Genomic DNA, 22,446 nt, shown 5'->3' with positions numbered 1-22,446 from the left:
TCACCTGGGGCCGGAGGACAGCGGGCGCGTAGAGGTCGTACCTGCACGGGCAACCTCTGCCACCCGCTGTGCCGCAGCCTCGGGGTCCTGCCGGATCTCACACTCCCAGATCCGGACCACCTCCCAACCCGACTCCCGGGCTGCGTGGTCGTTGCGCCGGTCGCGGGCCTGGTTCGTCTGGATCTTCTCCGCCCAGCGTGACGCGTTCGGGCCGCGGAACTCACGAGCCCCATGCTCCGGACAACCGTGCCAGAAGCATCCGTCGACGAACACGGCCACGTGGTGCTTTGGCAGAACGAAGTCCGCGGTGCATCGGGGCGCCACGCGTCGCTGTAGGCGGAATCGGAAGCCGAGTCGGTGCAGAGCACGGCGGAGCGCCACCTCCGGGGCCGTGTCACGCACACGCCGCCCCTTCAGGTGTTCGCCCTTCTCCGTCTTCACCCAGCGCGGGTCAGCTCGGTCACCACGAGAAGGAAGTCGGTTCCCACCTCGCTGTTGCCTGCCGTCACCATCCGTGACCTGGTCGCCGAGGGGCGCAGGTGACGGGCCGGGCACCTTGGACGCGGAAGTCATTGAACGCTCGCACTTCTGGCTGGAGCGAATCCCAGACGTACCGCCTCACTTCGCACGTGCAGCAGCTGGGCCGCCTGGGTTTCCGAAACCGACTCGTTCACGTGCAGTCGCCGTCCCGCCACCTGAAGCAGCTGACGCTGCCACGGTTCCAGGCTACGCGTCGCCTTCGCCCACTGCTCGATGTCGGTCCACTCCTCCAGCGGGACCCGGGCGACGGCTTCTCGGGCCACCGAAGTGCCGGCCTCGTCGGCGTCGCTTACAGGGCGATCCTCCACAGCAAGATCCAACAGCTCGGCCTCCAGGGCCGGGGGTACCGACCACCTCACCCGGGACACGGCTTCCCAGCATGCCGGCTGCTTGGCCCACTCACCGACGTGTGTGCCTCGCAGCGGGTTGGTGACAGCGGCCATGACCCTCGGGCAGAGGTCGTCGAGAGCATTCATGAGAGCCTCGGACACCCGCTGTCGACGCCAGATCTCGTCGAGGTCGACGCGCTTTCCGACAGCCAGGGAGAGACGTGCCACCGTGTACGTCGTGATGGCGCTCTTGTAGCTGCCCGCGTCGTGCCCACGGGCGATGTTGTCCGCGGTTCTGAAGAGGATGGCCTTCGCGATGGTCCGCTGGCAGTACGACGAGTCCACGTGAACGGGTTGCCTGCGGAGGTTGATCATGAACTCGTTGAAGTTCTTCTGGGCTCCACGGCTCACCAGGAACGGCAACTGGTCCCAGGAGTGTGCGTATTTCGCCAGGTCCGCCTTCGTGAACTTCTGCCTGGTGGGCCAGAGCGTCCTGAACCGCTTCTGGCCTGCGGCGCTCAACTGAGCCAGCTCGTCGGCGTACTGTCCACGGGCCCGCTCATAGAACCAGTGCGTCTCATGACCACTGCCGTCCACGGCGGGAGCCCAAAGGGAGCGGGTGATCCGCTGCACGTCCACGTGGAACTCGTGGTTGGAGCTGAAGTCGACCAGAGTCACCTTGTTCTGGGTGTTCGAGTACTCGGAGATCCTCGGGACGATCTCCATCAACCTCTCGGGCGAGACCACCGTGAGCTTCATCTGCACGCGCACGTTGGACAGGTCGGCCTTGTCCCGCTTCTTGGCGTGGTGGAGCGAGGCTGTGGTCTGCCCACCGTTCACGATCTGCAGCCCGTGAATCTTCGAGATACCGAGGTGCTGGCCGTCCGCCCCCTCGGCAAACTCCACCTTGGAGGCCGTGGCCGTGACGCCGTTGTTGTAAGCGAGGAAACGGCCGGGCGAATGCAGGAGCGAATCCCGGATCCCCTTGTTGACGGCACCCCTTGTCTGCAGGAAGGAACGCACGTTGAGTTCGAGCAGGCGCGTGCCGTGCTCCGCGTAGAGGTCGGCGAGCCTGTCCCCGGGCAGTACGGTGAGCGCCACGGAGTGGTCTGCCTCCGTACTCGGTGCGGAGAGGCAGGGGAGGGGCGGGTCGAACGTGACGACAATGGGCTCGCTGAGGGTGCCGGACGTCGCGTGCCGGTGCAGCCTGGCCAGATCCCATATCTCGTGGACGACCGGGATCCCCTCGAACTCGGTCGGATTTGGGGCTGTCGACGTGCTGACGCCGTTGCTGAGCAGGAAGAGGCGGATCTGGGTGACGTCGGTGAGGGACTTCTCCACCGCGTCACACATGTCATAGACGTCCGACGACTCGTCGATGTGCTGACGCAGTCCGTTCTGGCAGCGGCGCAGGAACGTCAGAAGCCGCTTGAAGCGCGCCTCGGCCTGCGCTTTCGTGAGCCTCTCCTCCAGCGGTGACAGGCGGAAGTCGGTGATGAAGAGGTCAAGCCTGCCGGAGTCCTCCCCCGCACCGTATCCGTGTACCTCCAGACCGTGCGACCGGTGGTAGGCGGTGTAGGTGTTGGTGACGACACCCGCCTCCTCGAGCTCCTCAAGCACCCGCGCCGTGAACGCCTCAGGCGTGGTCGTGCGTTCGGCCTCCGCGGTCGCCAGGACGTCGCCCACGAGCTGGCGGGCATACGCACCCTGGTCGAGCTCAGTCATTCTTTCCCCTGATCCGGTTGTCCACCTCGGCGTCGCTGAGGCGGTACTGGTCGAGCCCTGAAAGCGCCAGGCCGTAGGAACAATCGCTTACACCGACGGGCAGTTCGGACTCGACGATCCTGGGAAAGCCGTCACGCACCTCCCAGAACCGCACATCACGAGGTGTGTAGCGTGGTTCGTCATACAGATCCCGCTGGCCTGGCAGGTAGCCGGCCTGGATCAGCAGTCCGTCGAAGCGGGCTCGTGCGCCCGGGTTGGCCAGTTGGGTCCGCACTTGGTCGACGAGTGTGTTGAGGCTCTGGCCAAGCCCCCCGCGTCTTTCGTCGAGCGTGACGAGCGCCAGCAGCAGCGAGGGGGTTCCTGCATCGTCGAGTTGCCGCTCGCTCGCGATGCGCACCGTTCCGGCGTTTCTGGCGGTGGTCGTCTTGACCTCAAGTGCCACGTACGGGCACTGGAAGTCCTGGTTGGCGCCCGTGGGACCCGTCCAGGCGGCAACCGCCTCGGACTGCGGGAGCGACGTCACCATGTGTTCCCTGAGGACCAGGACCTCGCCGAAGAGGCCGCGCCGTGCCTCCGCCCCGAGACCGTCGCGGCCCACGGAACGCAGGAGGTTCTGCCAGTGACCGAACCGGCTGACAACCGCAGTGAGGGCCTCGAGGCTGGTCAGTTCGTCCTTGGCTGTCGCGGCGATGTCCGTGACGAGCGGGGTGAAGACCTCCCGCAGATCGTCCGCAGTGAGCACCACCTGCAGCTCGTACTGGTGGCGCGACAGGGAGGTGAGAGACAGCTCGAGGCCAGCCGTCTGCGGAAGTCGTCCCAGGGAACGGACGACACCCTCGGCGGCGGTGGCGTCCGCCTGGAACACCAGCATCCGTCGGCGGCCCGGGTGGGAGACGGACAGGAAGATGTCATGGGGCGACCTCGAGTGGATGCGACGCATGGACCGACCCGATGTGGCCTGGGGCGCGTCTTCCAGTTCGATCCAGTCGCTCTCGGTGATCGTCACTCGTCGTCCTCCTCGTCGTACGTCTCGATGTCCTCCTTGATCCAGATGTCGTTGACCACGTATTCGGTCTTCTCCTGGTGGCTCGATCGGGGAAAGCTCACCGCGAAGCCGACCAGCGGGGTGTTGGGGTCCAGCCCGCCATAGGCCGGCGGCTTGATGGGATAGATCAGCAGCAGAGGCTGGTCGGGGCGCCTCTGGTGCCTGATCTGCGGGCCGGCGGGCACCTTCGGGTCCCGAGGCTCGCCCTTGCTGTTGGTGGTTCCCTCAGCTGCCTTCTTGGTCCTGGCCAGAGCGATGGCGCGCTGCCTCTCGTCCAGGTCCAGGCTCTCGTCCGTCGGGCTCAGCACCCGACGGATCGTGTACCGCCCCTCGCTCTCCGGATCGTTCAGCGGCTTACGCGTGACCATTCCGACGGTGTGTCCGGAAACGTGCACGGGTGCATCCGCAGGCTTCTTGCCCACCAGTCTCACAGTCCAGCTCCCCAGTTCCCCTGCCGCAGCACACTTGCGGATGTACTCGGCGATGAACGCCGGTCGCACCCGCTGCGCCGCACGGTCGGGCTGGTATGCGGCGAAGAAACCGGAAACGATCTCCTCCGGAGGGATGTCCCTCCAGACCACGCTGTCGCCGGGCATCTCCACCGAGGGGTTCGAGATGGCGTCCAACCTGCTGACAAACGTTTCCAGCGTCTCGAAGTTCTGCTCCACGGCCTTCTTCGACAGATTGAAGAGCACGGTCTCAGGACCCTCGGCCGAATAGCTGAGCAGGACCTTCGTGCCGTTCCTCATCTTGTTGGCGGCAGTGACTCCGAGCCCGAGGGAGGACGCCTTGACCTTGAGCCCGAACTGACGAGGAGTGAGGCGAAGGGCTGCCATCTCCTCCACCTCCCGGCGCAGTTCGTCCGTCGCGGCCGTGATCTCCACGTACGCCCTCTTCAGCGAGGCGGTGGTGTACAGGCGGCAGAGGTCCTCGTAACCGGGGCGGTATCCGAACCACCGGCCCATTTGGAGCAGGGTGTCGTAGGTCTTCGAGGCGCGGAGGTAGTAACTGACGGTGAGCCCTTCGAGGGTCAGCCCCCGGGAGAGCTTCTCACCACCGACGGCGATGACCGAAAGACCTGTCCTGCGGTGTTCGTAGTAGTCGAGAGCGTCCCTCGCCGCCCCGTTCACCGCCTTCACCTCGATCTTCCGCAGCGCGGGAAGGATGTGCGGGGCGACTTCGTCCCAGGTGAGACGGACCGCTTCGTCCGCAGTGAAATAGCGGGTTGTCGGGACGTAGTCCTTCTCCCAGACGTCCCGGAACTCCTCCATTCGTGTGCTTGCCGCACTGCCGTGGCGGTCGCGGAGACTGTCCTTGGTGAGGCGGAGGAAGTCGTCGATCTGTGTGCGGACGATGCTCTGGACAGCTGTGAACCGTGTGACGTGGACGAGCATCGAGTTGTGCTCGGTCAGCTGACCGCGGGCACGCCGCGCAGCGCAGGAGAGGACGAACGAGTGGATCGCCTTCCTCAGCGAGGCAGGCAGGGTGTCGGTCGGCTCGTGGCCGGACTTGTGCCTGCCCGGGAGCCAGCCGTCGGCGTCCTTCACCTCACGGACCAGAGGCAGCGGCTCGACGTCGTCCTCCTCCATGTCGTCCGTCCGGAGACCGAAGACGCGTTCGGGCCCCAGGTAGTTCGAGGGAGCACGGAGTGTGCGGATGAAGCCCTCGGGGAAGAGGTCCTGTCCGTACTCGTTGTGGTTCGCGTCCGGGTCTATGTAGATGTTTGCGTACGGCGTCGCGGTGTAACCGACGTACGAGGCCTTGTCGAAACTGTTCAGGAGCTTGCGAACAGCGGCGTTGATCTTCGAAGGGTCGGTGTCGGCGTCCTTGGACGTGTTGATCGACGCGTTGTCCGCCTCGTCGTCGATCACGAACAATGGCGCGTTGCGTACGATGTCCCGGCCGGTCTCGGGATCGTGCTGCCCGTGAGTGCTCGTCACCCACTCCCGCAGGTTGTCGATGATCTTGCGATGCTTCTTGATCACAAGGATGACGGGGAAACTGCCGATGGGCAGATTGGCCTTCGCTGCGGTCCTGCGGTCGAAGTCGCCCTTCTCGGAGCTGTTGGTGAGCGACGCGCTGGGGAGCTGTTTGGCGTGGGACATGGCCCCGGCACCGATACGTCGGCGGCTGGCCCCTGCCTCGTCGGAGCGCATCAGGTGCTGGGTGTCGAACCCGAGAAGTCCCTCGTCCACACGCAGTTGGGTCTGGCTGCGCAGGTCGTTGTGGATGCCGGCGAGAATGACGATCAGTCTGTAGCCAGCGTCCACCGCCTTGGCTGCGAGGCCGATGTAGTGACCGGTCTTGCCGGACTGGACCTGTCCGACCACAAGGCCGGAGCGGCGCCACGATCCCTCACGCCGAGGGTCCTCCAGCTCCGCCAGGACCTCGTCGGTGCTCTCGTCCAGGCGCCACACGACCCGGCGGGGCATGTCGCGCACGTCTTCGAGGTAGAGCCGGTAACGATCCCAGAAGTCCCAGCTCCGGTCGTTCTTCGCATCCGGCAACCACGCCTTGTGCCCGGCGTCGTCGTGCAGCCCGGACGAGGTCTCCTGGTAGACGGCGACCATCTCCTGGAGGTCCTTCGTGAACTGCTCGCGGTCCAGGACCTTGCCCTGGGCGGCCATCATGCCCATGACGGCGTTGACCGCCGTGGTCACTTCCTCCGGCGATGCCTGGCGGTCCACGGGCAACATGGCCAGGGCGACGCGACGCGCCACCGTGAAGGTGTCGTCAGGGGTGGTGCTCACGAACGGCCTCCGCACGGTCTGGAGTTGGTGTGGAGCAAGGGTAGGGGCGCCTACTGACAGAAGAGGGGTCAGGTGCTCCAGAACCCCTGCATCTGGTCGAAGGGGGGCATTACGCGAATCCTGTCCCGGGCCGCACTGGGGGAGCGTCCCTGGGCGACGAGCGATCTGAACACCTGCTCGGCCACCTCCACCGCCTCCGGCGGAGCCATGGAGGCTCCGCCGAACGGAACGGGGTCGTCCTCGGAGTCTGTCTCGTGGAGGGCGCGCAGCGCTGTCACGGGCACCGTCTCCTCCAGCAGGCGGATCAGCGCCCGTGCTTCGGGTGCCGTGTCACGACCGTGCTGCAGCAACTCGCGCACGAGGGGGTGACTCCGGTTGATCCTGCAGGTGACCTGGCCGTTCTCACGTTTGACGGTCCAGGCGTAGAGGAGCGGATCGCCGTGGGTTCGGGCGGCGACCCGGCCGCGGTGCCGGAGCACCTCCGCCGCACGGCCACGGGCTTTCGCGGCGATCCGGCGCAGGTGCCGACGTAGAGCGACGGGAGGCACGACGCTGGCCTTGCGAACATCGACGCCCCAGTCCGCATCCGTCTCGGCAGGGATGTCGATAGCGATGCGCGCCAGGTTGTACCTCTCCTCCCGGCGCATGCCGGCGAGGCCCAACCAGTCTCCTGCGAGGATCAGCCGGTCACGGCGGTAGACGTAGAACCCCTGCTGCCCCAGCCATCCGGCGGGGCCGGCGGCACGGGCGTAGTCGTCCTCGGACAGGCGCTGCGCGCTGGGAAGAACGAAAGCCTCCACCCTGACCTGGTCCTCGGCGAGCGGTAGGTTCTCAACCGGCAGTCGCTGCACGGACGGATGTGTGGCCATGAACGGGTCCCAGGGTTCGACCGGTGTTCCGGAGACGCGGATGGTTCGCCTGCCGGATCCCGTGAGGAACCGTGCGAACACCATGCCCAAGTGGGATTCGGTACGCTCCGCCTCGTCGTAGAACTGCTGCTGCACCATCTCGTCGTCCTCGCACACACCCTCGGAGTGGAATCCCCTGAGGCGCCGCCAGAGCACGATGGTGCCCTTGGCCGCGCCGTCACGAAGACCCTCGATGAGGGCGGCGGTCTCCGGATCCGTACCACGGCGCAACAGCCACTTGCCCGAGGCCTCGACGACGTCCAGGTCCCAGGTCCGGACACTCCACTCACCGCCGGCGGAGCTGGCCACGGTAAGCTGCCGGGCCTGTGAGAACGAGGCGGACTTGAGACCCACGCCGAACCTGCCGAGGTCGGTACTCGTGCGCACTGTGCCTGGGCCTCGTGCCGCCACCGTCATGGCGGTCACGAGCTGGTCGCTCGTCATTCCGTCGCCATCGTCGACCACGGCGATCCAGGAATCCCCTCCGACCCAGGTGAACTCGACGTCGATCCGTCGTGCCCGGGCCGAGATGCTGTTGTCCACGAGGTCCGCAACGGCTGCCTCCAGTGAGTAGCCCAGCGAACTCAGGGAGGCGACCATGCCCGCCGGATCCGGAGCGGCGACTTCGTAGTCCTCGTACTTCACACTCATGTTCGGCGTCATGTCCCTGTTGGCCAGCGGTTGCGATGCGCGGCCGTCCGGGATTCCAAGGACTGTGACGGGCACGGTCCCCCTAGCGGGACGCTTCCCCTTTCATGCCACATCACCGTGAGTGCGGATGCCCCACCCCGGATCGATGATAGTTGCAGAGCGCTCGGAATCATCTGTACGGGGAGCAACGATGCTCCCGCCACGAAACGGTCGTCCACCTCGTCAACCGCCCCTACCGGAACTGGGGGCGCCAGTGGTCCACGGACACGCCGAGCACGTCCAGGTGGACTTGGCGACGTCCCACGGGGAGGGACCTCTTGGCCACCTCGAAGTGCACGCCCTCGACGGGTAGGTCGGGCCTCACCAGTATCTCGACCAGGGACTTGAGGTCGGGTGGCGTTCCCAGAGCCCGGACGTACCGAAGGGACGTGGCGTGCATCTCCGGGACCGGGAGGGGGCGCTGGCAGAGCTGTTGAGGGGTACCGACGCACCAGGTCCAGTCGATCGACTCGAACGGTGGCCAGTCACCCGGCAACAGGGCTGTCGCCGCTCCCGCCCGGAGTTCTGCCCTCAGACGGTCCAGCTGGCGGGCGGCTGAGGTGGCCCAGTTCTCCACCTTCATCGCCTCGGGCAGCGAGAGTGCCTCGATCGGCCACTTGATCTCGAGGCACAGACCGACACGTCTGGTCGGGTCGACGACGACCACGTCAAGGTCGCCCGCAGACCGGCCGTCAGTCTTGGTCGCGGGCACCCGCTCGGCGACCACGGCGCCAGGGGTCGTGCGCAGCCAGTCGGCCCATGCGGCCGCACGGTCGCCCTGTTCACGTCCGACACGGCCGAACCCCCGGGGGTCGTGTGCAGCGGAACGAAGCTTGATCGGGTCCACGGCTCGTGGGGTCACCAGAGGTGGACAGATGATCACGGTGTCACCGTGCCGTACCAGCGGGGACGTCCTGCACGAACGTCCCACGCGGTAGGTGAGCCTCTCCACCGCCAAGGCCCGATGAGCCTCGGACACGGCCGGGCACATCTCCGCGAGGAGGGCCATCAGCTGGGACACCGGCATATGGGCGAGGGTCGTCTCCAGCCTCGAGAGCCGGTGCGCCGTCTCCTCGCACAACGAGGCGATCCCCATGATCACAGCCAGGACGCGGACCATGTGCCCGGCGGGCATCCCTTCGCCGAGAGGGAAGGTGTCGGGAACCTGCCCCTCGGGTACCGCCTTCCGGTACGCCTCGATCGTCAGGGCGGCGCGGTCGACGGCAGCCCGCAGAACCTCCGGAGTTGGTCCCGTCCTGGAGCTCACGGACCTCGTGGAGATCCACCGGCGTTCCGTTTCGGACAGCTCCGGTAGCTGTGCAGGAACCGCGGCTTCGGCGAGGAACATGTCGGCGACTTCGACTGACGCGTTCCACCGGTGGCGCACACGGAAGCCGCCCCCGGTCAGGCGTACCTGGTATGCGCCGGCACGTACACCGGTCTCGAGGAGGTCTAGGTGTTGGTTTGCGGCAGCGAGAGCCGTGACCTCGGCGGCATGGGCCTCCGAGCACGGGCCCGTGCCGAACGGGAACTCGTGGTGCCAGACGACGAGCTGGGCGAGGACGCTTTCCCAGGGCAGGTCGGACGTCATGCCTGCTGTGATCTCCATCGCCCGCAGCTTGGTCGCCGTACGGAGCAGGTCGTAGATCCGTTCTGGCCCGGACTGCCAGGCCGGGTGCGCACCGACACGGGCACGGGAGTCGGAGACCGTGTCCAGAAGGTCCAGCTCGGGCGTCACAGGGACTCCTGATCGTCAACGGCCGACGGGTGGTTGGGTCCTCCACCTACATAGGGGAGGCGGTGGAGGAGGGGGCCGGTCGGCGCCCTCCCCCACCGGAGGTTCACAGGGTCGGATCCCAGTACCCGACCCTGGAACCGTCCGGAGAACCGAACAGGTGCCAACGGGAGAGGTTCCGGTTCCAGGACTGGCAGGCCGTCTCAGGCAGCTGGAGACAACCGTGGTCCGCGCCCTCGTTCGTGATCATGCAGTTCGGGTCGTACAGACACGCGTCGTTGTCGACGGCACGGCTGACAACCGCGTCCAGATTCTGTTCGAGCACCGTCCGCATGGCTCCGAGGCTGAAGTCGCTGCCACCGTTGGGGTAGATCGCGAAGGCCAGGTCGTACGGAAAGAGGTACTCGGACAGGCTTGTCTCGCTGTAGCCACTGTCGACTGCCAGGGCCCGAAGCAGCTGGTGGGACAGCGAGTGAAGCAGCCCGAACAGCTCGTGGACGGGGAGGTCGGGATGCCCGGGTTCCGGCCGGGTCTCGTGCGAGAGGGCCTTGCCGTCGCTCGGGCCGAGCTGGTGCACCAGCCACCTGGTGACACCGCCGGCGTCCTCCAGGGCGCTGCGGCTCACGAGCTCGTTGTGGACCAGCCACCGACTCACCCGCTCCCGGTCCACAGGGAAGAGAAGCGCCTCCGCCTCGGTTGGGTGGGCGTAGAGGAGGGTCTTCTCGGGGGTGCCCCGCGCGGCACGCCCCCGATACGGAACCAGGTCCGCCTCTTCGGGACTGAACCCCGTCCGGCTGTAGCCGATCGCGAGGTAGGTGATCGGCAGATCACTGACCAGACAGGTCTCCTGACCGAGGCCGGCGGATGCGAGGACGCCGGGGTAGCGCTCGTACAGGGCTCGGCGCTCGGCGTTGCGCGCCTCCCGCTGTAGACGGGGGACACCCAGGCGCTCCAGGTTCAGGACCCGACGGTAGGTGTGCAGCTCGGCTGCGAGACCGCGTGCGTCGTCGCTCTCGGTGTCGAGCCCGAGGGTCTTGCCCACCCGTTCCCGCAGATGATCCACCTGGACCGGCATGAAGCGTGCCCGGAGTGCACGTGCCTGGTCGTGCAGGCCGGCCTCCTCCATCACACGGATACTCTCGACGACCTCGTCGGGGACGTCCACCGTGTGCCCGTCCGTGAGCCGCCGGAACTCGTCCTCGGTGATCTCTCCGAGCCACCAGCCGAGCACGGCGGCCGTGTACAGGGGGTTGCTCTGCCGGGCGGCCTCCTCGGTCGTGGTCACGTTCACGAGTGTCAGGCCCTGGCCGACATGCGCGGTCCCTGCGGTGTGGAGCAGGGGGTGCATGAACTTGTCCGGGTAGCTACACGAGGAGTTGCTGCAGCTCCACTGCACTCCCAGAGGAAAACCGCAGGTCATGCACTCCCACCGGAAGTCACGGAACCGACTGGCGCGGTCGTCCAGCCTGAACCGGGTGTGCCCCCTGGGGCACTTGCTCGGCGGGTACATAGGCGATATCTCGCCGCATTTGTGTGCGAAGACAAACTGGAGCTGCCGGTTCCCGACGGCGTTGCCGCAGGCGGGGCAGGCCGGCGGCCAGTCGTCCGTTCCGGGCCGCGGGTCACTTGCCGACCAGACGTGTCCGCACCCGCCGCTGGAGCAGCGCACCACCCGGGGCCAGATGCGGCAGAAGACCTTGCCCGGGACCACGACCTCGTAGTGGCGATCGGCGAGGCGGTCCTCGTCCCCGGGGAACTCCGGTGCCCGGTCGGATCCGGCAGAGAACGCGCGTCCGGCGGCCCGCCACCTGCGAACGAACCGCATGGCCTCCTGTACCAGGTGCTCACGGTCGAGCGAGGGGCCGTCGAACTCCTCGTCACGCCCGAACTGCACCACCTGGGCCGTGTAGCCGCCGCGGTGGTCGAAGGTCTGACCGGGGCGGTACCGGTAGAGGACCTGGCCCCGGTCGCGGGCCATGTCGTCGTTCCTGGGGTTGAACGTCATCACGACCTCCTGCTGTCGGAGACGACGTGGAACGGAATGCCCTCGGAGACATCGCGGAGACTTGTCATGGGCCGGTACTCGAGGCCCAGGTAGTCGCCCGTCGCGCGGTACCCCCGGTTGTTCCCGCCAGAGAGACCGGCAGAGGCGCCGGCGGAGCGGAGGCTGGCCAAGGCGTGTTCCACCATGTCCTCAAGGTCGCTGCGGAGCTCCTGCCCCTCCGGGCGCTCCGACTGGAAGACCGCGTGAAGCGCCTCCAGCAGCTCGGTGAGCTGGACCCCTTCGAGACCCCCGCCGGACGGATCACGGAGGGCACCCTGCATCTTCGAGAGGTCGTGCAGGTGGCCGGGTGCGTTACCTGCTCGCCACCAGTCGCGGTTCGCGATCTGGAGAAGCTGTCCCATCAGTATCCCCGGGAGGGTCTTGCGCACTGCGAACCTGCTCCAGCGGTTGATGGCCACCGGTTCGACCATACGGTCCAGGTACTCGTGGAACTTGCCGTGGTAGCGGTAGTGCGACCGGTCCCTTTCCCGCACCGGGTTGAAGAGCATGAAGACGAGGCCGTGGTAGGCGCGGCCTACGCGTGACGAAGCCTGGATGTACTCCGCCATGGACCGGGGCATGCCGTTGAACAGCATGAGGTTCAAACGGTCCACGTCGACTCCGTGGCTGACCATGCTCGTGGCGACGACCATGCCCGTGGCGCCGTTGGTGCTGCCCAGGTCGTCCAGGACACCGCGTACCTCGTCCAGACGCGTCTCGCCCTTGAGTTCGGCCACCCTGAGATCAGGAAAGCCCTCCCTGCGCAGGGCCTCGTTGACCTGGGTGTCCAGTGAACGGCGGATACGGCCGAAGTCGACGAGTGTGGTGGCGTACGTGAGGCTTGTGCGGTAGAGGTCGACGACTGCGCGGAGCTCGTCCTCCGGCCAGCTCGCGAGAGCGGGGGGAAGGCCCTGTCGCCGGTCGAGCTTCCACAGCGCACGGTGGGCGGACGTGAGGATCCTGACCAGTGTCATCTCCGCCGTTCCCCGCGTCGGCATGACTCCGACGAAGCGCCGGAGCGGAAGGCTCCGGTCGAGGCGCCAGTAGAAGCTCTCGTCGAGGTTGGGTCCGGGGAGGGGTACCACCACCGACCTCAGACCGAAGAGGTGCTCGCTTTGGCGGTCCTCGCCACGGATGGTGGCAGTGGTGGCGACCACCTTCATCCGGACACCCCGGCCGTCGGGCCGCTGTCTGGACGACAGGGTGCGCTGCACCTCGGCCAGGAGGCCCTCGTAGTGGCCCGAGAAGGCTCCGAGTTCCTCATTGACCATGTGGAGCTCGTCGATGATCTCCAGAGAGGGGGAGGGGTCGTAGAGAGGCGCCCCCAGGGGCTTGAGAGGCGTCTTCGGGTGGCCCGGGGCGTGACGTTCGTGGCACTTTCCGCCCCGGCCGAAGCCGTGGGGAGGGCACCAGCAGTCGACATCGCCGAAGAGAGCGCCGAACTTGTCCGACAGCCCGATGTTGGCGAGCTTGTCCAGGGTTCCGACCACGACAGTTGGCAGGTAGCGGTAGATCTCGGTGTCCACGACGACGATCGGCAGCACCTTCCCGCACCGCTCGTTGCCGCAGACGTGTTCCAGCCTGAGCCGCTGCGGGTCGGGCTCCGGGATGCGGACCGACCGTTCACCGCAGTAAGGGCAGTCGTGAACAAGCCGGTATGCGTGCCGTTCCTCCTCGCTTGAACGAAGGCGGTCGAACATCCGGTCCGAGGTCAGCGAGTTCGGGGTGTTGCCGCCGCCGGCGTAGAAGCCGATGAAGAAGGGCCAGCCGGGGTCGCCGCCGACCTCCCTGAGCAGATCGGCGTTCTCGCCGCGGACCGTCTCCGCGGCGGCGACGACGTCGAGCTGCCGTTGTGTCTGTTGCAGGGTCAGCAGCCGGAGAGGGAAGCGGCACCATGCCGACACCCCGACCGTCTTGCCTCGGGCACGGTCGTAGAACATGCACACCAGCACCAGGCCGAGATACGCCTCGGTCTTGCCGCCTCCGGTGGGGTACCAGACGACGGTTGCCGCCTCGGTCGGATCCACGTCGTCTTCGTCGCCCCAGAGCCCAGGGGTGAAGAGGTCCTCCGGGTGCTCCCGCCAGGCCAGGGCACCGAGCTGGCTGACAATGGCCACCAGCTGGAACAGCCGCCAGCCCCGGCTCGGCCGCTTCCGCCGCTTGTTGAGCTCCATCATGGACTTGTTGGCGAGCTGGAACGCTGTCAGGAGACGCCTGTCCCGCCGGAGCCACGCAACACCGTCACGGAATCGGGCGACCTCCAGTGCCGCGGCCTTTCGGTCGGCTTCCTTGCGGTAGGCCAGCTCGGGCCTGTCCTGGAGATCCGCAGTACTCCAGGCGGGCGTCTCCAGGTACGCCTCCATCTCGTCGGCCAGATCGTCGAGGACCGGAAGAGGGTCTGCGGCGAGTGTCGCGTAACCCCAGCGTTCGTCGGTCCGGGCCACGGCGCGGTGGGTGTCGTGCTGTGGAACGGGCACGCTGCGTACGGCCACGAGCCGACCCCTGTGCCACCGCGGCTCGACACCGCAGTTGTTCGCGTACGCGCCGAGCTCTCCGGAGTAACGGTAGGCGTCGGCACCGAGGTCCATAACGATGGGCAGGAGACGGTCGCCCTCGACCTCCAGCCCGGCGCGGAACAGAGCGTGGTCCCTGGCCTCGTCGCGACGGGTACGGCCGGCGTTGCTGCCCCGGCCCTGGACGGTCACGACGGAGTCGGGGGCGAGGTTCTGCAGCGTCGCGGTCACGCGGAGCCGTCCGGGCGCCACCGGCCTCGACGTGACGACGACGTGCGCAGCAGGGGATGGCACCACGGGGTCCCCGCCCACCTCCCGGGCCAGCCACTGCTCGAAGGCCCCGTCGTCTGCCATTGCGGCAGGCGGAACCAGTCGCTCTCGGCGGTCGTTCCCGACGCGGCGGTCGATCCGAGGGTCCTGCAGGGCCAGCTTCACGGCCTCCCTGAAGGCATGCTGGAACTCACGTTCCAGGGTCTGGCGCAGGCCGGCCTCGTGTCCCAGAACGATCTCCACCGGCCCGACCGTCACACCAAGTCGTTTGAACAACGGCGCCAGCCGGTAGGGCTCCTCGCGCTGACCGGCCCACTCCAGTTGCTGGGCTCGGGTCGGGAGAGCCGCGTAGTAGAACGACGCCTGCGCCTTGACGGTGATGGAGCTGGCGTTCTCGGCCTCGAACTCGAACCCAAGACTGTCCGGGGTTGTGCGGCCGTACCGTGGGGCGGCACCACCAGGTTCGACGGTGTGCGGGCCGAGACTCTCCATGAAGTAGCGAGCACTCGGAGGCTCGCCCAGGCAGATGTCGCCTTGGGCCTCGCCGGTCGCATCGGCGACCACTGCGTTGACGAGGTGATCAACCAGAGCGGTCTGCTGGGCGACGCTCGGCTCGAACGGGGGCTTGGTCACCATGCCTCCCCGTCGGATCCGACGCGCTCCGTCGGCAGCAGCGGAAGGGGCAGGGGGCGCCTGCTCTCACATGCGGAGTGAGGCGAGTGCCGAGACGGCTCAAGAAAGCGTGCCGGTCCGGGCGGCCATGCCAAACCGGCCCGCGGGACAAGCGTGTCCACGGGATCTCCAAGGTCCGCGAGTCAGAAGCCGCCATGGCACGGCGCCATGGTCGGACGTCTTCTGCTTCTTCGAACCTCAGCAGCATCGGATGTCGGCGTCTGAAGTCACAAGCGAGTATGCCAAGTTGGTCGAATCTGTCTTGATCCAGTCTGTTTGTTGCCCAATTTGATCCCCGGGTGACTGATCTGGTGATCAGCTTGGCGACGAGAGGGCCGTCGGTGCCATGGCTCCTGAAGCCGTGATCAGAGAGCCTGCGGAAGTCCGACTTGGCGAGGACGGGACAGTTCAGATCCCGCTCGGAGTTCTGGCCGAGGCCGGCCTGGATCCTGGCGTCCTGCTCGTCGCTTACAGCGACGGCGACGGGCGGGTGGTGCTGCGTCGGCAGGAGGACGCGATCCGGGATCTGCTTGAGCGCGGAACCCTTTGAGCATGGCGATCAGGCGGGCCTCCCTGAGGGAGTCATAGCTGGCGGCCCCCTACAGAGAGCGTGGCCTGCCCCCACCGCCGCTATCACGGTTTCGGCCTGCGCTACGGGTGAGCGACGATGCCGCGGCCTCGGTCAGTCGTGAAGCTCTCCCCGGACTCGGTCTGCCCGTCGTGCTTGCCAGGTGGCCGTTGTTCGTGATCTCCCTGTCGGGGCGACCGCCGCCGCATCAGACACGGGGCTGTGCGGTGATCTACCATCAGCTGCCGGGAGGTCACCATGCCGACGCTCCGCCCTCGTGCGAGGCTACTTCACACCATCGGTACAGAGCTCATCCGGCAGTCCCGGGACCGCGGTGGGAGAGCTGCGGGCAGCCGGGGTCGCGGGGCGGTTGACGCCGGACCTGCGGACGGCGCTGCGGCGGGAGCCGTCGCTGCTGGGACGGATGGCGCGCGTCCTGCTCGACCAGCACTTCCCGCCCTCCCTGCACGGTGAGCTGTGTGAAGCGATCGGGCTGGAGCTGGAGCCGGCGGAGACGGGCTGTCCAAACTCGACAACGAATTCCAGGTTCATCCACTACCTTCTGAAGTCGAAGCCGTACCTCGCTGAACTGGTGCGCATTTCGAAGTGGATGCCGCCGTCTCAGTTTGACGCCCCGTGGGAACATCTCCGGAAGCTTCCGTTGCTTCTTCCCGGGCTCGACGAGCAGCGTCGCATCGCCGACTTCCTCGACACGGAGACTGCGCGCATCGACCGACTGGCTTCGGCGCGGGAGAGGCAGATCGCGGTCCTCAATGAGTGTGAGTATGCCGAGGTTACCGATGGCCTGATCCCTGGCTCCCTCACCTCTGCTGCGGGAGAGTGGCCCTGGGTTTGGCTTCCCGCCCCGGGCGATGATGCGCCGTTGGTACGCCTTGGCTACATTGCGAGACTCCAAAGCGGGCTGACTGTCGACGGGAAGCGCGATTTGTCGGGTGACGTGGCGACGCGGCCGTATCTGCGCGTGGCGAATGTGCAAGCTGACAGAATCCAGGTGGATAACATCAGCGAGATTACCGTTCCGGCGAATATTGCTAAGCGGAGCACGCTGCTGGCGGGCGATGTCCTGATGACCGAAGGTGGTGACCTTGACAAGCTGGGTCGGGGTACGGTCTGGCGTGGCGAACTGGAGGGATGTCTTCATCAGAATCACGTATTCGCCGTTCGCCCTGATGGCCTAAGGCTGGATGCCGACTACCTGTCACTCATGACCCGCACGGTGCACGGTCGTTGCTATTTCGAGAGCACGGGTGTCAAGACAACAAACTTGGCTTCGACGAACAGTAGTAAGGTTCTGGGGTTCCCGATCCCGTTGCCGAGTCTCGAAATTCAGCGGCGGAGGGTCCAGGCCGTTCAGCGAAAGCTCGATGGGAGCGCGCGGGCCAAGCAGCGCCTGCGAGCACAGCTTGAGCTTCTCGCCGAACGCCGGCAGGCCCTCATCACCGCTGCTGTCACCGGCCAGCTCGACGTCACCACCGCCCGTCCCGCGCACGACCGCGACCTCTGAGGGGGATTTCAGATGAACGACGCCCGCGTGTACACCGAGAAGGTGCCGTGGAAGCAGCGCTGCTGCGCAGTGGCTGGCAGCGCGGACTGTCGGACACCTACAACCCTGCGCTCGGTATCGATACCTCTGAGCTGGCCACGTTCCTCGGTGCGTCGCAGAACGACGCGTGGCTGGCGCTTCAGGCTGCTTACGGCGAGGACGAGGAGCAGGCGATCGGCCGTTTTGCGAAGCGCGTGGCACGGGAGATCGACTCGCGTGGCCTGTTGGACGTGTTGCGTCGGGGCGTGAATGACCGGAATGTGAAGATCCAGCTTGCGTACTTCCGTCCCGCGCACACCCTCGCCGCCGATGCCTTGGCCGAGTACGACGCCAACCGTCTCACCTTCGTGCGCCAGTTCCACTACTCCGCTGCGCGCCCGGCTGACAGCCTCGATATGGCTTTCTTCCTGAACGGACTCCCCGTCGCGTCGGTGGAGTTGAAGAACGGGCTGACTGGCCAGACTGTTGAGGACGCCAAGCGGCAGTACCGCCGCGACCGCGACCCGAAGGAGCTGTTCTTCGCCAAGCGCAGCTTGGTCCACTTCGCGGTCGATCCGACGCTGGCCTTTCTGACGACCCGCTTGGCGGGCGACGCCACCCGTTTCCTGCCCTTCAACACCGGTTCCGGTGGCCCTGGCCAGATCGGCGGCGCGGGCAATGTCCCGGCGTCGACCGATGGGAAGTACCCCACCTCCTATCTCTTCGACGAGGTGTGGGCCCGGGACAACTGGCTGGAGCTGCTGCAGCGGTTCCTGCACGTGGAGGACGCCGCAGCGAAGGCTGGCCGTGCACCGTCGCACAAGCCGGGTAGCGCGCACACGCAGCCGTTGATCTTCCCGCGGTTCCATCAGTGGGATGCGGTGCGCAAGCTCGTCGCGCACGCGGCCCGCCACGGCGCCGGGGAGAACTACCTGATCCAGCATTCCGCCGGCTCGGGCAAGTCCAACACCATCGCCTGGCTCGCGCACCACCTGTCCAGCCTGCACACTTCCCACGACCCTGGGCAGATCGCGTCCGCCGCGCTCGCCTCCGGTCTGGGGGCGAACAAGCTGGTCTTTGACAAGGTCATCGTCATCACCGACCGGCGGGTACTGGACAAGCAGCTCCAGGACACCATCTACCAGTTCGACCACAAGGCCGGTGTGGTCGTGCGGATCGACGAGAATTCCCAGCAGCTCGCGGACGCGTTGACCGGGCCGACGGCCCGGATCGTGATCACTACGGTGCAGAAGTTCCCCTTTGTCCTGGACAAGGTCGCGGGGCTGGGCGGCCAGCGGTACGCGGTGATCATCGACGAGGCGCACTCCTCGCAGGGTGGGGAGAGCGCGGCGGCCTTGAAGAAGGCGCTGGGACGTCTCGGCTCGGACGCGGTGGACGAGGACGGCGACCCGCTGACGGCCGCGGCACTGGCGCGCGGCAGGCAGCCGAACCTGTCCTTCTTCGCGTTCACGGCCACCCCCAAGGCGAAGACCATCGACCTCTTCGGCACTCCTTACGTCAACCCCAGTTCGGGGGAGCAGGAGAAGGGACCGTTCCACGTCTACTCGATGCGGCAGGCCATCGAGGAGGGCTTCATCCTCGACGTGCTCGGCAACTACATCACCTACGCGACGTACTTCAAGCTCCAGGAGGCTGCTGCCGAGGAGGCGGAGCAGCAGGTGGACCCGCGCAAGGCCCGCTCGAAGCTGGTGAGGGCCGCGCTGATGTCGGAGGCGTCGATGGCCTCCCGCGCGAAGATCATCGTCGACCACTTCCGCTCGCACTCCAGCCCACGCCTCGGCGGCCGGGCCAAGGCGATGGTGGTCACCTCCGGCCGCGACCACGCCGTACGGCTGTACCAGGCCATGCGGGCCTACATCGACCAGCGCGGATTCACCGACTGCGGCACCCTGGTCGCGTTCTCCGGGGCACTGACCCTCGACGGGATCGAGTACACCGAAGCCAAGCTCAACGGCTTCCCCGAACGCGAACTGCCCGCACGATTCGGCTACACCCGCGCGGACGACCCGAACCCGCCTTCCGTGCCCAAGCCCGAGCACCGCATCCTCGTCGTCGCCGAGAAGTACCAGACCGGCTTCGACCAGCCGCTGCTGACCACCATGTACGTCGACAAGATCCTGGTGAAGCTGGCCGCGGTGCAGACCCTTTCCCGGCTCAACCGCACCCACCGGCTCAAGACCACCGAGGACCTATTCATCCTCGACTTCGCCAACCGGCCCGAGGACATCGAGCAGGCGTTCCAGCAGTACTACGAGGCGTCGGTCAGTGAGCCCACCGACCCCAACCTGCTGTTCGACCGGGAACGCGAGGTGATGGCCTACCAGCTTCTGGTCGAGGCCGAGATGGACGCCTTCGTCACCGCGTACTTCGCTGCCTTCCAGGGCGGTGCGGCCACCGACACCGCCATCATGAAGGCTCATGCACGTCTCTACGGCTACCTGCAGCCCGCTCTCGACCGCTTCAACGCCCTCAACGCCACCGAGCCGGACACCGCCGCCGAGTTCCGCCGCGCCCTCGAGGCCTACACCAAGGCGTACGGCTGGCTCTCCCACGTCATCGGATTCGAGAACCTCGAACTGGAGCGGCTCTACCAGTACGGTCGTTTCCTGCTACGCCGCCTGCCCGCGCCCGCCCGCAGCGCCGGCGCCGATATAGGGGCGGTCGCCCCGAGTCACATGCGCATCGCCCAGACGGGTACCCCGGAGCTACGCCTGGAAGCGGCAGGCGCGCAGGTACTGCCTGGCCTTGCACCCGAGGCGGCCGGAGCGGTGGCCGAGGCAGAGGAGAAGTCGCTGGCCGAGGTGATCCAGTCCGTCAACGACGAGTACGGGACCGGGCTGTCCACCACTGACCAGATCCTGCTCGGCCAGCTCGTCGTCGCAGTCAGCGAGGACCCCGACCTCCGAGCCATCGCCCTGCACCAGGACCAGGAAGTCTTCGGCGGGGAGCTGGAGAAGGACCTCGACCGGATCGTCATCGACCAGGCGGCGTCCAACGACGCCCTGATGGTGCGCTACTTCGACGACGCCGACGTCAACCGCCTGTTCAAGCAGGTCGCAACCCAGCAGGCGTACCAGCTCATCCGACGCCCGGTCCGACGTGAAGCCGAGCGCCTGGCCACCGAGCGGCGCGCCGCCGAGCTCAAGTCGTCCGGAAGCCGGCGGGCGGAACCGCCGACCGCATAGCCTGAGTTCTGCAGCACGTCAGGCAAGAAGCCGAACGGGGTGGTCACGCTCCGACCACAGAGAGGGACAACCTCGCATGGTGCAGGGCGACACGCCGAGCTTCGACGACGGCGGACCGGCCCGCGTGATCGCGGGCCGGTACCGGCTGCACACACCCATCGGCGCAGGCGGCATGGGCGAGGTCTGGCAGGCGTACGACGAGCGTCTGGACCGCCGAGTCGCGGTCAAGATGATGCTGGCCGAGAGCCCGGTCCCGCCCGGGGCGCAGGGCGCGGCCTTCGAGGAGACCCTGCAGACCCGCCGCGCCCGGTTCCTGCGCGAGGTCCAGATCACCGCCGGCATCGAGCACCTGGGTGTGCCGGCCGTCCACGACACCGGAACCGACGAAGCCAGCGGACGGCTGTTCGTCGTCATGCAACTCCTGCAGGGACGCGAACTGCAGACGTTCATCGACGAAACCGACTACGAAAGCGAGACGGTTCCCGTCTCCTGGGCAGCGGCCGTCGGTGCCCAGATCGCCTCCGTCCTTGACACCGTGCACCACCACAACGTCGTCCACCGCGACATCAAACCGTCCAACCTGATGCTCACCCCCGGAGGTGTGGTCAAGGTCCTCGACTTCGGCGTCGCCGCACTGCGCGGAGTCGGCACCCTGCCCCGCCTTACTCAGGTTGGCATGACCGTGGGCACCCCGCCGTACATGTCCCCGGAACAGAGCCTGGCCAACGCCGTCGGCCCCGCAGCGGACGTCTACGCCCTCGCCTGCGTGCTACAGGAACTCCTCACTGGCAGGCCGCCCTTCACTCCCGACAACGACCGCTCCCACATGTGGCACCACGTCCACAGCCCGCCGCCGCCCATCCGCACCCTGCGCCCGGACGTGCCTGCCGACATCGAGAAGCTCCTGCTGGCGATGCTCACCAAGGAAGCGGAACAGCGCATGGACGCGATGGAGGTCTACGACACCCTCCTGCCCTTCGTCCACGCCTCGACCGGCGCCCCCGCCGCGCCCGACGACAGCAACCTCGACCCCCGTCTGCCATTCCAGCGGCCCTTCGGTGGCCGGGCACCCAGCGCCGGTGTTCCCGCCTCGTACACCCCCACGCTGGTCGTCCCCTCGCCGCTCGGGCCAGCTGACTCACCGCAGGTGCCAGGGCGAGGCCCGGCTGCACTGACTGAGCAAGAAGCGGACGTGGTCTCCGACCGGGCAGCACGACTGGCTCAGGATGGCCAGTTCACCCAGGCGGCCGACGCACTGGCCGAAGCCATTGCGAGAGCCGCTGACCCAGAACTCAAAGAAGGCATGCAGTTCAGCCTCGCCCAGGTGAAGTTCCTGGCCGGAAGCCACCGCGAGGCCCTCGCGCTCTTCGAGCCGCTCGCCCGCCACTACACCGACCGCTACGGCACCCACGACGAGCAAGCACTGCTGTGCTGGTACTACGCCGCCCAGTGCCGCATGGAACTCGGCGAAGCCACCGCCGCCATCCAAGCCTTCGACCGGGTCAGCGAGACCACCCCGCCGCCCGACGACGAGGACGCCGTCAACCGCTACTTGGATGCCCTCGCAAGACTGATGAGTTTGTACGCCGCGACGGAAAGCCTCTCGCAGGCACCGCACGTAGGCGACCGACTCCGATCGGAGACCTCCCGCCTCCGGGGCAGCGACTGGCCCGGCTTGGAGCAGATCGACGCCTACCTCCGCCGCCTTCGCCAAGATCTGAGCTAATCGATCACGACCTCTCCGGCTCTACGGAGGGCGGTACTGGAGAAGTAGCGAGGGCACTGCGAACGCGCCGGTCAGTGCCAGGGCTAACCGACCGTCGGGCAATGCACCCTATCGAGTCCCTACCTGCGTATCCGTGTTCAGACTGAGCCGCTCCGGGTTTGCTGGAGAGGCCTCCCCCGCCC

11 protein-coding genes and 1 pseudogene are annotated in these 22,446 nt (G+C 67.0%); 4 read left to right on the top strand and 8 right to left on the bottom strand.

Annotation, left to right across the window (positions count from 1 at the left end; translation table 11 throughout):
• The 8 genes from GL263_RS02100 to GL263_RS02065 form a co-directional block, all read right to left on the bottom strand.
• Nucleotides 1-573 carry a very short patch repair endonuclease gene (locus tag GL263_RS02100; protein ID WP_182853799.1) on the bottom strand — a complete coding sequence of 191 codons (573 nt, stop codon included), beginning with the start codon at nucleotides 571-573 and terminating at the stop codon, nucleotides 1-3.
• Complete coding sequence (locus tag GL263_RS02095; protein ID WP_182853798.1) at nucleotides 570-2,594, bottom strand: AIPR family protein; 2,025 nt, start codon at nucleotides 2,592-2,594, stop codon at nucleotides 570-572. Before GL263_RS02095 ends, GL263_RS02100 begins: the two co-directional genes overlap by 4 nt.
• Nucleotides 2,587-3,600 carry a PD-(D/E)XK motif protein gene (locus GL263_RS02090; RefSeq protein ID WP_182853797.1) on the bottom strand — a complete coding sequence of 338 codons (1,014 nt, stop codon included), beginning with the start codon at nucleotides 3,598-3,600 and terminating at the stop codon, nucleotides 2,587-2,589. The genes GL263_RS02095 and GL263_RS02090 overlap by 8 nt, the downstream gene beginning before the upstream one ends.
• A complete protein-coding gene (locus GL263_RS02085; RefSeq protein ID WP_182853796.1) occupies nucleotides 3,597-6,389 on the bottom strand; it encodes a Z1 domain-containing protein in 2,793 nt (930 codons plus the stop codon). Before GL263_RS02085 ends, GL263_RS02090 begins: the two co-directional genes overlap by 4 nt.
• A 68-nt stretch (nucleotides 6,390-6,457) precedes the next feature.
• Nucleotides 6,458-7,948, bottom strand: a complete 1,491-nt coding sequence (locus GL263_RS02080) for an ATP-binding protein (RefSeq protein ID WP_182853795.1) — start codon at nucleotides 7,946-7,948, stop codon at nucleotides 6,458-6,460.
• Between the two features lie 232 nt (nucleotides 7,949-8,180).
• Nucleotides 8,181-9,725 carry a hypothetical protein gene (locus GL263_RS02075; RefSeq protein WP_182853794.1) on the bottom strand — a complete coding sequence of 515 codons (1,545 nt, stop codon included), beginning with the start codon at nucleotides 9,723-9,725 and terminating at the stop codon, nucleotides 8,181-8,183.
• A gap of 103 nt (nucleotides 9,726-9,828) precedes the next feature.
• Nucleotides 9,829-11,727 (bottom strand): DUF8724 domain-containing protein, encoded by a 1,899-nt coding sequence (locus tag GL263_RS02070; RefSeq protein WP_182853793.1) that lies wholly within the window; start codon nucleotides 11,725-11,727, stop codon nucleotides 9,829-9,831.
• Complete coding sequence (locus GL263_RS02065) at nucleotides 11,727-15,185, bottom strand: helicase-related protein (RefSeq protein ID WP_182853792.1); 3,459 nt, start codon at nucleotides 15,183-15,185, stop codon at nucleotides 11,727-11,729. Before GL263_RS02065 ends, GL263_RS02070 begins: the two co-directional genes overlap by 1 nt.
• 382 nt (nucleotides 15,186-15,567) lie before the next feature.
• On the opposite strand from GL263_RS02065, the gene GL263_RS02060 reads away from it, so the two are divergent.
• From GL263_RS02060 to GL263_RS02045, 4 genes and pseudogenes are all read left to right on the top strand, one after another.
• The gene (locus GL263_RS02060; protein WP_194377038.1) at nucleotides 15,568-15,771 is read left to right on the top strand and encodes a hypothetical protein; all 204 of its coding nucleotides are present in this window, start codon (nucleotides 15,568-15,570) and stop codon (nucleotides 15,769-15,771) included.
• A 334-nt stretch (nucleotides 15,772-16,105) separates the two neighbouring features.
• Nucleotides 16,106-16,309, top strand: a pseudogene (locus GL263_RS02055) (phosphorothioated DNA-binding restriction endonuclease); the annotation flags it as partial.
• 1,052 nt (nucleotides 16,310-17,361) lie between these two features.
• Nucleotides 17,362-20,538: a type I restriction endonuclease subunit R gene (locus GL263_RS02050; protein WP_323379210.1), complete on the top strand. Its 3,177-nt coding sequence runs from the start codon at nucleotides 17,362-17,364 to the stop codon at nucleotides 20,536-20,538.
• A gap of 76 nt (nucleotides 20,539-20,614) precedes the next feature.
• Nucleotides 20,615-22,264, top strand: a complete 1,650-nt coding sequence (locus tag GL263_RS02045; protein ID WP_182853791.1) for a serine/threonine-protein kinase — start codon at nucleotides 20,615-20,617, stop codon at nucleotides 22,262-22,264.
• Nucleotides 22,265-22,446: the final 182 nt, after the last annotated feature.

Source organism: Streptomyces durbertensis, assembly GCF_014156695.1.
GTDB classification, from domain to species: domain Bacteria; phylum Actinomycetota; class Actinomycetes; order Streptomycetales; family Streptomycetaceae; genus Streptomyces; species Streptomyces durbertensis.
Note: the sequence above shows the minus strand (reverse complement) of the source record. Positions and strands in the feature narration are given on the sequence as shown.